At 58.9% G+C, this 15,484-nt stretch carries 11 protein-coding genes; 4 read left to right on the plus strand and 7 right to left on the minus strand.

The genetic code is table 11. From position 1 onward, the window contains the following. Positions 1-45: 45 nt before the first annotated feature. Entirely contained in the window at positions 46-1,152 is a 1,107-nt protein-coding gene (locus ELE36_RS18970) for a hypothetical protein (protein ID WP_165371696.1), read from the minus strand. Between the two features lie 1,040 nt (positions 1,153-2,192). On the opposite strand from ELE36_RS18970, the gene ELE36_RS18975 reads away from it, so the two are divergent. Together ELE36_RS18975 and ELE36_RS18980 are read left to right on the plus strand one after the other, a co-directional pair. Beyond that, positions 2,193-3,476 carry a spinster family MFS transporter gene (locus ELE36_RS18975; protein WP_242512307.1) on the plus strand — a complete coding sequence of 428 codons (1,284 nt, stop codon included), beginning with the start codon at positions 2,193-2,195 and terminating at the stop codon, positions 3,474-3,476. A 71-nt stretch (positions 3,477-3,547) separates the two neighbouring features. Continuing rightward, positions 3,548-5,140 (plus strand): carboxylesterase/lipase family protein, encoded by a 1,593-nt coding sequence (locus ELE36_RS18980; RefSeq protein WP_129836102.1) that lies wholly within the window; start codon positions 3,548-3,550, stop codon positions 5,138-5,140. Positions 5,141-5,180: 40 nt separating this feature from the next. Here ELE36_RS18980 and ELE36_RS18985 read toward each other — a convergent pair whose 3' ends face one another. The 3 genes from ELE36_RS18985 to ELE36_RS18995 form a co-directional block, all read right to left on the minus strand. Then, the gene (locus ELE36_RS18985) at positions 5,181-5,870 is read right to left on the minus strand and encodes a TetR/AcrR family transcriptional regulator (RefSeq protein WP_129836104.1); all 690 of its coding nucleotides are present in this window, start codon (positions 5,868-5,870) and stop codon (positions 5,181-5,183) included. An 84-nt stretch (positions 5,871-5,954) separates the two neighbouring features. Then, positions 5,955-7,547 carry an AMP-binding protein gene (locus tag ELE36_RS18990; protein WP_129836106.1) on the minus strand — a complete coding sequence of 531 codons (1,593 nt, stop codon included), beginning with the start codon at positions 7,545-7,547 and terminating at the stop codon, positions 5,955-5,957. A gap of 102 nt (positions 7,548-7,649) precedes the next feature. After that, a complete protein-coding gene (locus ELE36_RS18995; protein WP_129836108.1) occupies positions 7,650-9,824 on the minus strand; it encodes a TonB-dependent receptor in 2,175 nt (724 codons plus the stop codon). Positions 9,825-10,042: 218 nt separating this feature from the next. Between ELE36_RS18995 and ELE36_RS19000 the strand changes: the two genes are divergently transcribed. Further along, on the plus strand, positions 10,043-10,915 hold the full coding sequence (locus tag ELE36_RS19000) for an SDR family NAD(P)-dependent oxidoreductase (protein ID WP_207215821.1): 873 nt from the start codon (positions 10,043-10,045) through the stop codon (positions 10,913-10,915). Positions 10,916-11,138: 223 nt separating this feature from the next. Here the strand turns inward: ELE36_RS19000 and ELE36_RS19005 are convergent, their stop codons facing one another. Further along, entirely contained in the window at positions 11,139-12,233 is a 1,095-nt protein-coding gene (locus ELE36_RS19005) for a hypothetical protein (protein WP_242512308.1), read from the minus strand. 376 nt (positions 12,234-12,609) lie between these two features. Continuing rightward, positions 12,610-13,506, minus strand: a complete 897-nt coding sequence (locus ELE36_RS19010; RefSeq protein WP_129836112.1) for a LysR family transcriptional regulator — start codon at positions 13,504-13,506, stop codon at positions 12,610-12,612. 125 nt (positions 13,507-13,631) lie between these two features. On the opposite strand from ELE36_RS19010, the gene ELE36_RS19015 reads away from it, so the two are divergent. Next, entirely contained in the window at positions 13,632-14,573 is a 942-nt protein-coding gene (locus tag ELE36_RS19015) for an NAD-dependent epimerase/dehydratase family protein (protein WP_129836114.1), read from the plus strand. A gap of 112 nt (positions 14,574-14,685) precedes the next feature. Here the strand turns inward: ELE36_RS19015 and ELE36_RS19020 are convergent, their stop codons facing one another. After that, the gene (locus ELE36_RS19020; protein ID WP_129836116.1) at positions 14,686-15,435 is read right to left on the minus strand and encodes an FAD-binding oxidoreductase; all 750 of its coding nucleotides are present in this window, start codon (positions 15,433-15,435) and stop codon (positions 14,686-14,688) included. Positions 15,436-15,484: the final 49 nt, after the last annotated feature.

A 15,484-nucleotide genomic window follows, 5' to 3' on the forward strand; every position in this document is an offset into this window, starting at 1 on the left:
CCGAATAGCGTCGAGAACAACTGAATCCGTATCAGGCGTTCCTGATCAATGCCCGGGTACGTAATGCGTAAAGCCGTTCAAATCGAGCGAAACCGCAGAATTCCCGGCGGCCGTGTTCAACGCTCCAATCCCTTTACGGCTTACGGTCACAAACGATTGCGATGCCGCAGGATCAGCGGGAGGATTGCTGCCCGCCGGTACCACCGTGGTATTGAGATTCATGAACAGGAAGCCGAGCTTGCGCGCCGGGGCACCGAATGCGGCAGCGGTGAACGGCACGAACTGGCTCGCGACGGGTAGCGCGCTGCCCGGTACAAAGGGTAACCCTTGCACAGCATCTGAAGGCTTTGAGTCGGTGCCAAAAAAAGTCATGCCTTCCTGTCCGAGCGGCGCGTAAGTCGGATCGACATTGCATGCATGTGGCGTTTCCGACGTCTTGGAATCGCGCCACACCAATAGCGAACTCGTATCGGTCTCACCTTGCACCCCCCAATTTTTCGGCAGGGATTCGCGGCGGTCACTAGCGTTCCAGCCATCATAACGGCCATAAAACGTATAGTTTCCACTGGTGTTGACGAGAGGATCATTAAAGCTGGCTTCGATTTGTACTGCGCTGTCGGCAAGCATGAAATTTTGCGCCGCATTAACCAAAAAATACGAGCCGAGCATGACATTCTGAAAGGTTATGTCATTCGTCATGTAGCCAGCATCGGCCGGCGTATTGAGTGTGCAGTTGTTCACCGTATCGACCGTAACGTAACCACGTGCATGGTTATCGCCGATGGCACGCCCCCAGCACATGCCGCTCGATATTCCAGTAGTGGCTACTCCGGTCAGCGCCTTGCGCAAATCCGCCGGCGTCATGCCGACGGGTGCGGGAATGCTGCCTGCCGGGTTAGGAAGCTGACTTGTGCAGCTAGCGAAATTGATGTCTTGTGACAAAGGCCCTTTGGGCGAGATGACATCTCCCGGATCCTGTCCTGCCGAGGCCGTCTGTGGCAGCGTTCCGTTCAACACATCGCGCATGCTGAAGCTCTGCAAATCATAGCCAGTCAGATAAATGTTGAAATCAGCGGCCGGAACACCTTGGTCGCTCCACACCGTGACATGTCCGAGAATTGCCGTGGCGCTGGCATTCTGCACCGTCAACACGGTATCAAGGCCGCTGGTATTGGCGAGATCGACCTCGAAATACGGGAACAACAGCGTGGCTGCAGGTACCACATCGGCAGTACCGATCACGGCGTGCGCACTTCGCGAGGGCGTCATGGTGAATACAGCACAGATCGCAACAGCGACGCACATGACAAAACGGCGCAACGATAAAGACATGATCCCCTCCCTATATGCACTTTGTTCGCTACTGCGAATGGCGTGGAATATCGCCAAGCGTAGCGCCAAGACCTTACAGCTAGCATGCGACTGGGTTAGATAGGTTGTCAACAGATCAAATCTAATTGGTAAATATAGTGACAAGTGCCACAGCGAGCCATGCGAATACGCCTCCTGCTCAATTCTAGGTGATTTTTAACCGGGATCGAGCCGCACTTTGGCTCGAAGGTCGCGCCGCCGAGCGCCACCTCAGCATGCCACTCGTTGACGTTTGGTGGCCCAGTGCAAAATCAAAATTCGGAGCTAGCAAGGTACAGCTCTGGAGGAAAAAATCGATATCGTATGGGCATCATGGCTCACGGAAACCGTGCCGACAGCGATGTCCGTCATCCCGCTGATTCGCATGGTCATGTCGCCAATTCAACGGCCTTGTCTGCTTGAACGACGAGACCTGGAGAAAACTGCCACCGGGTCTTTGTTCACGTGCCGAGCGGCGATCGTGCGTATCGCACCGGCGAAATTTGTAGTGAAGATCCAGTTTCAAACACATTCACACACACGATAGTGAATGTTGACGAAAAGAATATATACCTGCATGATGCGTCGCACATGAAGCCACCGTTGCAAGGTTGTCCGCAAGGCATCCTTGGGTCCGCACCGGCGCCGGATCAGCGGTTCGATTGATGCTCGCCAGGCGCAGCATTTTTTGAAATCGGGCAAGATCAAGTGGTCAACCGGGGAGGGCTTATGTTCAACCTATCTTCGCTTCAACGCTGGGCGCTGTTTTGCCTTCACCGCGCTGCACATATCATCAGGGCACGGTTCGCTGCGCCATGATGACGACTCGGCGCCTATCAGCGATGCCCGGATCTCACGCGTGGTTTGTGCTGGGCATGCTGTGTTTCGTCTACGTGTTGAATTTTCTCGACCGCCAGTTGCTGTCGATCCTGGCGAAACCGATCCAGGATAGTCTGCATATCAGCGACGGCCAGCTCGGCCTAATCGGAGGGCTGTATTTCGCACTGTTCTACTGCTTCATTTCGATTCCGGTCGGTTGGTTTGCCGACCGCACCAATCGCGTCAATGTGGTGTCCTTCGCCTGCGTATTATGGAGTCTAGCGACGATGGCCTGCGGCATGGCGGCCACCTATCCGCAACTCTTGCTGGCGCGCATGACGGTGGGCGTCGGCGAGGCCGGCGGCGTGCCGCCTTCGTACGCGATCATCTCTGACTATTTTCCCGCCGGTCGTCGTGGCACCGCGCTGGGCCTGTACAACCTCGGGCCACCGATCGGCGCCGCGCTGGGCATTGCGTTCGGCGCATCGATTGCAGCTGCCTTCAGCTGGCGCTATGCGTTTGTCGTGCTTGGCGCGGCCGGCGTAATCACCGCCATCGTGTTCAAACTGACCGTACACGAACCGATACGTGGCGGCCTCGATCGCGCGTCGGCTTCGCCCTTGATCGGTGAGGTTGCGTCGGGTTTTGTCGAGACATTGAAGATGTTCTTTTCGCGCCCCGCGCTGGTGCTGGCCGCACTCGGCAGCGGCGTGACCCAGATCATCACTTACGGCCTGGGCAACTTCACCATTCTGTTTCTGATGCGCGAAAAAGGCATGACGCTGGGTCAGGTCGCGCTGTACAACTCGCTGATTTTTGGCATTGGCATGAGCGCCGGCATCTTCGCTTCCGGCTGGTTGATTGATCGTTACACGCGGCGCTACAAGCAAGCGTATGCGCTGCTGCCCGCGGTGTCGCTGGCGTTGGCGATCCCGTTTTATATCGGCTTTGTCTGGACACCGACCTGGCCGCTGGCGCTGTTGTTGCTGATCGGGCCAACCTTTCTCAATTATTTTTATCTGTCGTCATCCGTGGCGCTGGTGCAGGAGGAAGTGCGACCGGATCAGCGCGTGATGTCGGGCGCGTTGCTGCTGCTCGTGATGAATCTGATCGGCCTCGGCTTCGGGCCGACTTATGTCGGTGCCGCAAGCGATTATTTCCGCGCGGCCTATCCCGATCATTCGCTGCAGATGGCGCTGTACACGCTGGTGCCGTTTTATTTCCTCGCGATATTTCTTTTTCTCTGGCTCGCGCGAGTGCTTCGTCGCGATGGCCGACCCACCCCGAATGGAGGAATTGCGTCATGATCCTGCGACGTTTTGGCGCGTTAGGCGCGCTCTGGTTTCTGTCTCTGTCTTGCTCGAATCAAGGTTTTTTCATGTCCTCCACAGCGCAGGCCGCAACGGCCCCCATCGTCATCACATCGGTCGGCAAATTGCAGGGCAAGGTCGAGGATTCCCTGCACGTATTCAAGGGCATTCCGTACGCATTGCCGCCGGTCGGTGCAGCACGCTGGACGCCGCCCGCAGCGCAGCCAGCGTGGACCGGTATCAAGAAGGCCGACGACTTCGGTCCGGCCTGCATCCAGCCCGCAACCTTGGTGCCGAACCTGTATACCAGCGACATCAAACCGACCAGCGAGGATTGCCTCACGCTCAATATCTGGGCGCCTGCGCAGGCGACCAAGGCACCGGTGTTTGTCTGGATCCACGGCGGCGCGCTGGTCAAAGGCGCGAGCAAAGAGCGCTTGTACGACGGCGCCAAACTTGCGGCGCAGGGCGTCATCGTGGTGTCGATCAACTATCGCCTCGGCGTGCTCGGTTATCTGGCGCATCCGGAACTCAGCGCCGAATCGAAGCGCGGCATCTCCGGCAATTACGGCCTGCTCGACCAGATCGAAGCGCTGCGTTGGGTCAAGGCGAATATCGCAGCGTTCGGTGGCGACCCGGCCAACGTCACCATCGCGGGCGAATCCGCCGGCGGCCTGAGTGTGATGTATTTGATGGCTTCGCCCGATGCGCGCGGTTTGTTCGCCAAGGCCATCGCCGAAAGCGCGTACATGATTTCAACGCCCGAACTGAAGCAGAGTCGGCACGGCGAATTTGCCGCCGAGGCGATCGGCCAGAAAGTGGCCGCGGCATTGGGCGCGCCGACCCTGACCGCGCTGCGCGCGCTCGATGCGAACAAACTCACCGAGGCCGCGGCGGCCGCTGGTTATTCGCCATTCGGCACGATCGATGGACAGATTTTGCCGAAGCAGTTGGTCGAAGTGTTTGATCGCCACGAGCAAGCACCCGTGCCGCTGCTGGCCGGCTTCAACAGCGGCGAGATCCGCTCACTAACCTTCCTCTCGCCGCCGAAGCTCGCGAGTGCGACGGAATACGAGACTGTGATCCGCGATCGTTATCTCGATCTCGCCGATGATTTCCTGCGTCACTACCCAGCCGCGCAAATGCAAGAAAGCATCTTCGCCACCACGCGTGACGCCTTGTACGGCTGGACCGCCGAGCATCTGGTGCGGCAGCAAACTGCGCTTGGTCAGCCGGCCTTTTTGTACTTTTTCGATCACGGTTATGACGCGGCCGACGCGGCCAACCTGCATGCGTTTCATGCCAGCGAAATTCCGTATGTGTTCGGCACCGCCGGGCGCGCGCCGCCGCTGTGGCCGAAGGTTCCGGCGACCAGTCGCGAAGCACGCATGTCCGACGCCATGATCGGCTATTGGACCAGCTTCGCGCGCAGCGGCAAACCGCATGCCACCAACGAAGCCGACTGGCCCGCGTTCGGTACGACACATGCCTACATGAATTTTGCCGATACACCGCAAGCCGCCGAACACCTGCTGCCGGGAATGTATGAGCTGCATCAGGAAGCCGTCTGCCGACGCCTGGCCAACGGCACGCAGCCGTGGAACTGGAACGTCGGCATCATCTCGCCGAAGCTAGTGCAGGTGAAAAGCGACTGCCCGTAATCGATGGCAAAAGATCGGCGGTCGAGTGCAGGCTCGACCGCTAGCGCGCGGCTGACTTCGAGCGTTTTTTGAGGGCGAGAAATCCCGCCGCCATAAACTTGGTAATGCGTTCTTTGACCGCGGGAAAATCATCGGAGTGACAGATGCCGCCGGAGAGGCGATCGATGCGTCCGGTACGCGCAAGCGTGTTCATGAGCGCGCCGGTGACGAAGTGGTAGCCCCAGAAAATATCCTCGTCGGAATAATCCGGCAACGCGCGTTTGAGAATGCTGACGAGCCTGAGCACGACCGGATCGAAATGCACATCCATCAGCGCCGCACCCTCGGGTGTGTTGCTGACACGCGCGCACAGAGAAGCGTAGTTCATCCAGTTTTCGCCGCCCTCGAAATACAGATCGAGATCGGTGTCGAGAAACGCGTGCAGCGCGCCGGCGACGGTTGGTTTGTCTTTCACTCGCGCTTCGTATTGTTCCAGCGCTTCCATGCGGCGACCGCTGGTGACGCTCGCGCGGCGCGCGAACACCGCCTCGAACAGGCGCTGCTTGTCCTGAAAATAATAGTGCACCAGCGTGGTGTGAATGCCGACGCGCAAGGCGACGTCACGCAAGGTCACGCCGTGCAGTCCGTTTTCGGAAAATAGAAATTCCGCGGCATCAAGGATCTGCTCGATACTCTCGGCGCGTTGCTCAGCCTTTTTTCGGGGTTGCCGCGGTTTTTTAGCAGTAGGCATCAGTGCGGCAATCGGATCGGAAGCAGGAGCTTGAGTCTATGCATCGCGTTTCCTGTGCGCAACATGATCTCACTCCGCAGCTTGTCACTCTTCCACGTTGCTTGCCTGCGTGTAGCGCGCGCGCAGCTGCTGCTTGTCGATCTTGCCGGTGGCCGCCAACGGCATCGGACTGACTTGCTCCACCGCATCCGGAATCCACCAATCGGCGACCTTGCCTTTCAAACCGGCCAGCAGCTCGGTGGCGGCGACCGTCTGCCCCGCGCGTATTTCCACCACCAGCACCGGGCGCTCGCCCCATTTCGGATCCGCGCGGCCGATCACGGCCACCAGCGCTACCGCCGGATGATGGCCGACGATGTCTTCGATCTCGGCCGGATTGATCCACTCGCCGCCGGATTTGATCAGATCTTTCGAGCGCCCGCAGATCGTGAGATTGCCTTCGTCATCGATGCTGGCCAAGTCACCGGTGTCGAAATAACCTTCGTTGTCGAGTACGTCGATCTCTGCGCCGTAATAACGATCGACGACACTCGCGCCCTTCACTTTCAGATGTCCCACTGCATCGCGTTGGGCGGGCAGAGGCGTGCCATTCGCGTCGGTCAGTTTGAGATCGACGCCCAATGGCGGGCGGCCCGATCCGAGTTTCGCCGATGCGCGTGCGTGCGGCGCGGCGATGCTGCCGAGCGGTGACATTTCGGTCATGCCCCAGCTCGTCTGCACGCGCACACCGAGGCAATCCTGCATGCGCCGGATCAAGGCATCGGGACATTTCGAACCGCCGATCAGGATGCGTTCCAGATCCGGCAACTCCCCGTTGACCGCATCGAGGTGATCGATCACGCCGAGCCACAACGTGTGCACGCCCGCGGCGAACGTGACCGCTTCATCGCGCATCAGTTTGGTCAGGCTGGCGCCGTCGGCATTGCGGCCCGGCAACACCAGTCTGGCGCCGACCGCCGGCGCGGCAAACGGCAAGCCCCAGCCGTTGGCATGGAACATCGGCACGGCCAACAGCACGGTGTCGCGGCCGCTCAGCGCGATCGCGTCGGGCTGCAGTGCATGCAACGTGTGCAGATAATTCGAGCGGTGCGTATACAGCGCGCCCTTCGGCGCACCGGTGGTGCCCGAGGTGTAGCAGAGTCCGGCAGGCGTGGTCTCGGCGAAATCGCCCCACGCGACGGCCGCGCCGCGTTCGTCGAGCAAGGTGTCATGCAACCACAGCGTGGCGCGCGAATCGCGTGTGGGAAAATTTTCCGGCGCAGATCCATCCATCAAAATGACATGTTCGATGGTCGGGCACAGCGGCAGTAGTTCGCTCAACAGCGCTATGAGATTCGACGCCACCGCGAGCGCACGATCCTGCGCTTCGTTGATGATCGCAGCGAGATGCGCGGCGGTGTAACGCGGGTTGAGCGTGTGGCAGATCAGCCCCGCACCCATCGTTGCGTAATACATTTCGAAATGATGCTGGGTATTCCACGCCAGCGTGCCGACACGATCGCCGAGGCTCAGGCCAAGCGTGCGCAATGCCCCCGACAGCCGGTTGCTGCGCTCGCGCAATACGGCGTAATTGGTGCGCCGTGTGACTTCTGTGTCAGCCGAAATCACCTCACGCGCACCGGACCATTTGGCGGCGTGATCGAGAAACTTGTCTATCGTCAGAGCGTACGACTGCATGCGTGAATCAGTTATCCGTAAGTGTCGACCGCGCCGCCGCTTGCACGGCGACGCGGAGAACAGTGTTTTTGATCAGGGCTGTATTGATTGCCCTGCAATCGATCAGAACATCTTGGTGATGCGTACGCCGACCTGGCGCGGCGCACCGACGAAGCGAAGCCCGGAATTGAGCGCGGCGACGTAGTGCTGGTCGGTCAGGTTGGTGCCGTACAACGTCGTGATCAGATCGCCGTGCAGCCAGGAGATCTGCCCACCGAGGATGTTGCGGCTGCCCAGGCGATCGCCCAGTGTTTCGTTTTCAAACAAGGTGGCCCACTGCCCGGCAATATGTGCGTAGTTCAGCCGTGGCGTGATGATGTCGCTGCCGACGCGAAACTCGCGCTGCACGCCGAAGTTGACCGTGAGGTTTGGCGCATAGGTCTGCTGGCGTCCATCAAGATTGATACAGTTGGCGCTGCTCGGACCGTTGGCCGGATCGCACGGCGCACTGCCGACGATGCGCGGATCGTTGGCGTAGAACCGCCCGAGCTTGCTGTGCATCCAGCCGAAGCCGCCATCAATCGACCACGGGCCGAACACTGCCTGCATCTGGCCTTCCAATCCGGAAATCGTGGTCGCGTTCGGATCGTTGAGTTCGATGCCGAACACCGGGAAGTCCGGATAGCCGACCGTCACCTGGAAATTCTTGTAGTTGTTGTGGAACACGCTGAACTGCGTGCGTAAATGATCGCCGAGCCAGTTCGCTTTCCAGCCGGCTTCGAGGGTCACCACTTTTTCCGCATCGAACGGCGCCGGAATACCGAGGCCCACCGGCACATTCAAGCCACCCGGACGCGAGCCGGTAGCGACGAACGCGTACAGGAAATCCTGCTCGCTCAGTGTCCAGTTCAACGCCACCTTGCCGGAGAAGTTCGAGAACTTCGCGGTCTGTGTATCGAGCAGCGGCAAGCCGTACTGCACCACCGAAACATCGTTTGAGGTGCGGTTCTGCGAATACCGACCTTCGACCTCGAGCTTGAGCCGATCGGTGAGTTCGTAACCGACCTGACCGAATACCGCCGCGGCGTGCTTCGGATTCTTGCCCTGCAGGGTGTATTCCGATGCCGGAGTTCCGCCGGGTACGCCGATCACGAATTCACCCGCCGGAAAGTCGTACGTATCCGTCTGCCCGTACAGGCCGAGCACCCAGCTGAACTTGCCCGAACTCGGCGAGATCAGATCGAACTCTTGCGAATAGATGGTCTCGTCGACCAGATCGCGAAAGATCGAAATCGGCGCGCTGGTGCCATCAAGATCGGCACGATAAGCGGTCGTGCCGTCCTGGTAACCGGACACCGAACGAAACTTCACGCCATTCGAAAATTCGTAGTCGATCTTCAACACCGAACGCGAAAATTCATCGAGCGCCTTCAGATCGGCATTGGCAGTGATGCGGAACGGATCGTTGCTTGCCGTGGCTGGATCAGCGGGATATGCACCCATGTCGAGATGGTTGTAATCGGTCTTGAATAAAACCGACAACGCAGTAGTCGGTTGCCACAAAAGACTGATGCGCGCGCTTTGCGATCGCTGCCGCGCATCCGAACCGGTATATGGCCCGCTGATATCCCAGAAGCTATCGCGATTGTCACCGTTAAAGGCAACTCTGGCCGCGAGCGTGTCGCTGATCGGAATATTCATCGCGCCCTGCAGAGCGACATCGCTGTAGTTGCCGAGCTGGCCGGTGATGTAACCGCGATAACCTTCGCCGATGACCGGATCATTCGAGGTGACGAATACCGCACCGCCAGTCGCGTTTTGTCCGCCGAACGTGCTTTGCGGTCCGCGCAAGATCTGCACAGTGGCGATGTCGTAATACGGCTCTTCGGTGAAGTAACCGGGAAACGTCGCCACGCCATCGCGATAGGTGATGACGCCGGTTGTGGTCTGCGTATTATGTTCGGCCTTACCAATGCCGCGGATGTTGAAATCCAGGCCTTGGCCGAAGTTGTTCACGGTCGCCGATGGCGTCGCGAACTGCAGCTGATCAACGACATTCACGCCCATCTTGGCGAGGTCGTCGCCCGACAATACCGTCGCCGAAACCGGTGTCGTCTGCAACGGTTCGTCGCGACGCTCGGCGGTGACGGTGACGGTGCTCAGGACATTGGCGTCCTGCGTTTTTGTTTCAGTATCGGATTGCGCCGCGGCGGTCTGGGCATGCCCAACTCCCAACGGCAAAACGAGTACGGCAAAACCCAGCGAGCACGTGAAACTTCTCATGGTGATGAGATTCATGATCCCTCCCTTCAGGAACCTATTAAGTGCACCGTATATTCGGCGTCGACCGTATTTGGCTACCTTTTCGTAACGATGTCAATACTAATTCACACGCGAGTGAATATCTTTACCGTCACCTGTTCCGCTGCTACTCTGCCGCCGCGGCAGCGCGCAACGGTTGTTGATCTGGCGCGTGACCGAGACAAATCCGAAACGCTTTAGATGAGGAAACCATGGTGATTGATCTGACGAATCGCGTTGCTATCGTGACGGGTGCTGGCGCCGGACTGGGCCGCGCGCACGCGCTATTGCTCGCGCAACACGGTGCGCGCGTGGTGGTGAACGATCTCGGTGACGCCGCGGTATCGGTGGTGCACGAGATCAACGCAGCCGGTGGCCAGGCACGTGTCGCGCTAGGCTCGGTGACCGATGCGAACTTCGTGCAGCAGATGGTGGATTCAACAATGGATGCCTGGGGCCGCATCGATATCCTGGTCAACAACGCGGGCATTCTGCGCGACAAGACGTTCGTAAAAATGGCGATTGACGATTTCCGTCTGGTCATCGACGTGCACCTGATGGGCGCGGTCAATTGCACCAAGGCAGTCTGGGAAATCATGCGCACGCAGAACTACGGTCGTATCGTCATGACGACATCATCCTCGGGGCTGTATGGCAACTTCGGTCAAGCCAACTATGCCGCAGCGAAGATGGCGCTGGTCGGTCTGATGCAGACGCTCGCGATCGAAGGCATGAAGTACGACATCCGCGTGAACTGCGTCGCACCCACCGCCGCCACGCAGATGATGGAAGGCATCCTGCCGGCAGAACAACTGGCGATGCTGCGGCCCGATCTCGTCAGCCACGCGATGCTCGCACTGGTGTCGCAGGATGCGCCAACGCGCGCGATCATTTGCGCTGGCGCCGGCAGTTTCGAGATGGCGAACATCACGTTGACGCAGGGCATCCACTTTTCGCAACAGCCACCTTCCGCCGAAGGCTTGCTCGAACAGTGGGTCGAACTCGCCGATCGCCGCGGCGAATTCGTGCCGCAAAAGGGATTCGAACAAAGCCGGCATGAATTGAAGAAGGCCGGATTTTTCGTCTAGGTGCTGAATTAGCACCTGAATTACGCAGGAATAAACTGCCCCGCTACAAACAATGGGGTATTAGGCATTGGTTCGATCCACCCACATTCAGTCCATTGTCGATGCAAGCAGCGCGGAGGTAAATCGCATGGATCGATTAAAATATCGGATCGAAGACGGAAACGAGATGGAAGCCATTTGGCCCCCATCCCGCTGTTATCTCACAGCAATGCGACCCGATGTCTCAATTGGACTCGACGAACTGGATCGACGGCGTCGATCCGGCCGAGGCCGTGCAGCTACCCAGGTTGAGATTGTTGGTCTCGCCGGTGGAGCCGGCATTGGCAACGCACGTCGGCTTGTTCGAGGTTCCATCGGTGATCGCGACATGCACGGTGACCGATGAGCCGGTATTGAACTGGGCTTTCGATCCACCGGCGTTGCCGACGATGTTGAACTCGGACTGTTTCCACACGCTGGCCAGTTTCACTACGTTGTCACTGGCGCTGATCGTGTAGGCCGTGGTGCCATGCGTGAACGTAACGGTGTCGTTGCCGCCGGAGGTTGCCGAACCCGAAAGCTTGAGGCTGGCGAGCTGGGTAATCGGTTCATCGGGCGCGTTCACGCCAGCGCTGTTGCGGTAGCAATCGCCGCCGCCGGCGCTCATCCAGCCGCTGGGGCACTTCGTGCCGCCGTAGCCGATCAGCCAGTACTGCATGAACACGAACGCCGTGCCCTTGGTGCTGTAGTCAGGCGAATAGATGAACTGCTGCCACACCGTGCAGCCCGAATGGCCAGCGCAGGTCGACGTGGTTCCGGTGTAGTTCGAGTTGATCTGCAACGTGTATTCGTTTGCGCCGAGAATGCCGCCGCCACCGAACGCGGCAACACCCACGCCTTTCTCCGAGGTAACGCCGGTCACGGTCGGAAAGGTACCCACCGTCGACTTGATCAGGCCGGCGCTTTGAATCACGTAATCAACGCCATTGCCCGTGGTCTGCCCCGCGCCACTGTCGGTGCTCAGCGCCGACGTGCTCGAACCGGCATCGACAGCTGACTTTGGTGGTCGCGGTGCGACACGCGGAACCACTCTCTGGCAAGCGACTTCGGTCCAGGCGATGCTGGGATAACTGCTCTGGAAGCAACCCTCTCCCGGTGCTTCGATGCGCGCCATGTTCCCGCGCCATGCCTCTTGTGCCTGTGCTTCCGCGACTTGCGCCGCGACTTCCACTTGTTGATCGATGGACTCTTCGCTGGAAACTGCGAGAGCAGGCGCGAGCCAGCCCAAGGTCACCAGACTCAATGCAGCAGAAACCGTGCAACGTTTAAACGTAGACATGCCTTTCTCCAGGTTATTGTGAATCGACAAGATCTAATTGGCGCTCCCCCAAAGCGCGGGTGATCGTAAATCCTTTCGCAGCAGTGTGGCAAGTAAAATCAATAAAACGAATTCGCGACGATAAAAATACGATGGCTTATGAGATCAAGCAGACAACTCCTGTGTAGCGACAGCAATCCATTCGACTTGGAGAAATATCATTAGTTATTAGAATCCCTTCATTTTTGTCCGAATCTAAAATAAATTTAATTTAATATTCGAGCAACCGCGATCTGTCATTGTGCTGCAGATGTCTTGCGCTGCTGGTGAGGCCGCGATGATCGGCAGGATGGATCGATCGGCAATCCGCTGGCGATGACCGAGGCAGTGCGAATGGCTACGAACGCTGGATATACGCACTGAGTCCCTCAGCAAGTGCCGCAAAAGTTACCGCGCAACGCGGGCTTTCGCGCAGGTCTTCGTGCATTGCGATCCACGTGTCCATCTTTAGTGAAAACTTGCTTTTCAATACACGCACGAGACTCTTGTCCTTCGCCGCGAGTGCCGACTGACAGACGCCAATACCGAAGCCCGCGCGAATGGCCGCGAGTTGTGCGAGGTCGCTATTCGCACGGAACGCGAGTGCCGCCCGCGAAAACATCGGGAACTTCTCCTGAAGTTTTCGGACGAACAAACTCTCATTATCGAAACCAATGATGGCGTGGTACGACAAGGCATCCATCGCTGCGGGAGTGCCATGCATCCGCAGATAATCTTTGCGCGCAAACAGGCCCAATTCGATACCACCGACCCGCTTGGCTACCAAAGCCTGCTGTGTCGGTCGGAGCATCCGCACGGCGATATCCGCTTCGCGGTGCAACAGATCGTCCACTTTGTTCGACAACACTAGCTCGATGATAAGCTCGGGATGTTTGCCACGCAGTGCCGCGAGGATCGGCGGCAGCACCTCGACGCCAATGATCTCGCTTGCAGTAATGCGCACCGTGCCGCGAACACCTGATCCGTGACTACTCGCAACCCTGCGCAACGCGGCCGCAGTCGAGGCCACACCGGTTGCATACGGCTTCAGTTCAAGCGCGGCATCGGTTGGCGCAAAACCATCAACCGAGCGCGTGAACAGTTTTAATGCCAACGCCTTCTCCAAGCTGTCGATGTGGCGACCGACCGTTGGTTGAGTCAGGCCCATCGCACGGCCCGCCGCTGACAGCGAGCCGGTATCCAGCACATTCAGAAAGGTTCGGTACCACTCCCAGCTCGGCTCTTTTTCCAACATTATGATATGCATTTATTTATAGATACGATGCGATTCTAGGCAATTTTCATTTATCAGTCGATCTTGCAAACTGGGCTCTCTCGCAGCAACACCGCTCGGTTTGAGCGCAACCCAGGAGTATCGTCATGTCTAAAGTCGCATTGTTCGGCGCCGCCGGCGTCATCGGTCAAAGCATTGCCGCCTCGCTAGCCAAGCAGGGGCAGTCGTACCGCGTGGTCGGCCGCAGTGAAGCCAGCCTGCGCAAGGCTTTCGGAGCGGACCCGCTCGCCGAAATAGTCACATGGAACCCCGACTCGCCCGCTTCCGTGCAAGCCGCCGCAACCGGTGTCGAGACCTTGATCTACATGGTCGGCGTGAACTACTGGCAGTTCGAACTGCATCCGGAACTCATGCGCAAAACGCTCGAGGGTGCCATCGCCGCCGGCGTGAAAAACATCATTCTGATCGGCACCGTTTATCCGTATGGACGGCCGCAAACCAACCCGGTGCGCGAGGATCATCCGCGCCAGCCGCATACCTTCAAAGGGCGCATGCGCAAGGCGCAGGAAGATCTGGTGATGCAAGCTCATGCAGACGGCAAAATCCGTGCGACCGTCTTGCGGCTGCCAGACTTCTACGGCCCTGGCGTGGAGGCCAGTCTTCTGCACGGTGCGGCGCGCGCTGCCGTGCGCGGCGGTACGGCAGACATGCTCGGGCCGCTCGACCGCCCGCATGAATTCGTCTTCGTCCCCGACGTCGGCCCGGTGGTCGCGAGACTGTTGGATACGCCGGCGGCGTTCGGCAAAATCTGGAACTTAGCCGGCGCAGGTATCACGACGCAGCGCGAATTGGTGAAGGAGATGGAACGTCAAACCGGGGCGAAGCTCAAGCTGCGTGTAGCGGGCAAGACGATGCTGCGCCTGATTGGCCTGTTCAATCGCTTCATGCGTGAGATGGTCGAGATGAACTACCTCATGACCGATCCGTTAATCATGGACGATACAGCACTGCAGCAATTGATCGGGCCGATTCGCAAGACGCCGTATGTGGAAGGCATCCGTCAGATGCTGGCGGCCGGCACTGCCTAGCGTGGAGTCAAATCGACTCGCGGCATGTATTAGCGCGCTCGAACGCAAATTGAGCGGCGTTCGAACGGGCAATTCAGCGGCTGTTTTGCGCGGGATGTGCGCGGTCGAATCGTCAGCGCGACGAAACGTATTTCTCGCGACGGATCTGCGGAATCGGCAGGCCGGCGGTCTTCAGCAACTCGAACGCCTGATCGACCATGTTCGGATTGCCGCAGAGATAAGCGATGTCATTGGTTGCATCGGGTTGCAACTCGGCGAGCGCGACCTGGGCATGGCCGCGGCGATCGTTCGGACGCGGCACCGCGCGTGGCTCGCGACTCAGACACGGATGAAAGCTGAAACCCGGCGTCGTATTGGCGAACTCTTCAAACTCTTCGCCGTACAACAATTCGCCTTCGTTGCGCGCGCCGTAGATCAGCGCAAATTCGCAGTCGCGTTGCGCGATGAGCTGTTTGATCTGCGGCAACATCGCGCGATACGGGGTGACGCCGGTGCCGGTGCCGACCAGCAGATAACGTTTGTTCTGGTCCGCATCCATCAGGCAGAAACGGCCGTACGGCCCGCTTGCGTCGATGGTCTCGCCTTCCTGCAAACCGCCGAGCAGTTTCGTCGCCGCACCGCCATCGACATACGAAACCGCGATTTCCAGCCGCTGCACCGGCGTGCTATCACCCGCACCGATCGTGGCGACGGAATAACTGCGTTTGGTCGGTTTGCCATCGTCGTAATGGAAATGGACCTGCACGAACTGGCCCGGAATGAACGCAAATGGCAAACCATCGGCGCGCTCGAAGGCCATGTGACGCACGGCGGGCGCAAGCATGTGGCTGGCGGCGAGTTTGAGGGAGAAGTGGTCGGCCAAGATAAATTCCAATCGATATTGAATACGTCCGCGCCGGTTGCGCGAATAC

This window comes from Pseudolysobacter antarcticus, from assembly GCF_004168365.1.
In the GTDB taxonomy this organism is placed as follows: Bacteria; Pseudomonadota; Gammaproteobacteria; order Xanthomonadales; family Rhodanobacteraceae; genus Pseudolysobacter; species Pseudolysobacter antarcticus.

Excerpts from the sequence above, each read along its gene's own strand:
- ELE36_RS18990 (WP_129836106.1), bottom strand. The coding sequence starts at position 7,547 with ATGCAGTCGTACGCTCTGACGATAGACAAGTTTCTCGATCACGCCGCC.
- ELE36_RS18995 (WP_129836108.1), bottom strand. The coding sequence starts at position 9,824 with ATGAATCTCATCACCATGAGAAGTTTCACGTGCTCGCTGGGTTTTGCC.
- ELE36_RS18975 (WP_242512307.1), top strand. The coding sequence starts at position 2,193 with ATGCCCGGATCTCACGCGTGGTTTGTGCTGGGCATGCTGTGTTTCGTC.
- ELE36_RS19015 (WP_129836114.1), top strand. The coding sequence starts at position 13,632 with ATGTCTAAAGTCGCATTGTTCGGCGCCGCCGGCGTCATCGGTCAAAGC.
- ELE36_RS18985 (WP_129836104.1), bottom strand. The coding sequence starts at position 5,870 with ATGCCTACTGCTAAAAAACCGCGGCAACCCCGAAAAAAGGCTGAGCAA.
- ELE36_RS19005 (WP_242512308.1), bottom strand. The coding sequence starts at position 12,233 with ATGTCTACGTTTAAACGTTGCACGGTTTCTGCTGCATTGAGTCTGGTG.
- ELE36_RS19010 (WP_129836112.1), bottom strand. The coding sequence starts at position 13,506 with ATGTTGGAAAAAGAGCCGAGCTGGGAGTGGTACCGAACCTTTCTGAAT.
- ELE36_RS18980 (WP_129836102.1), top strand. The coding sequence starts at position 3,548 with ATGTCCTCCACAGCGCAGGCCGCAACGGCCCCCATCGTCATCACATCG.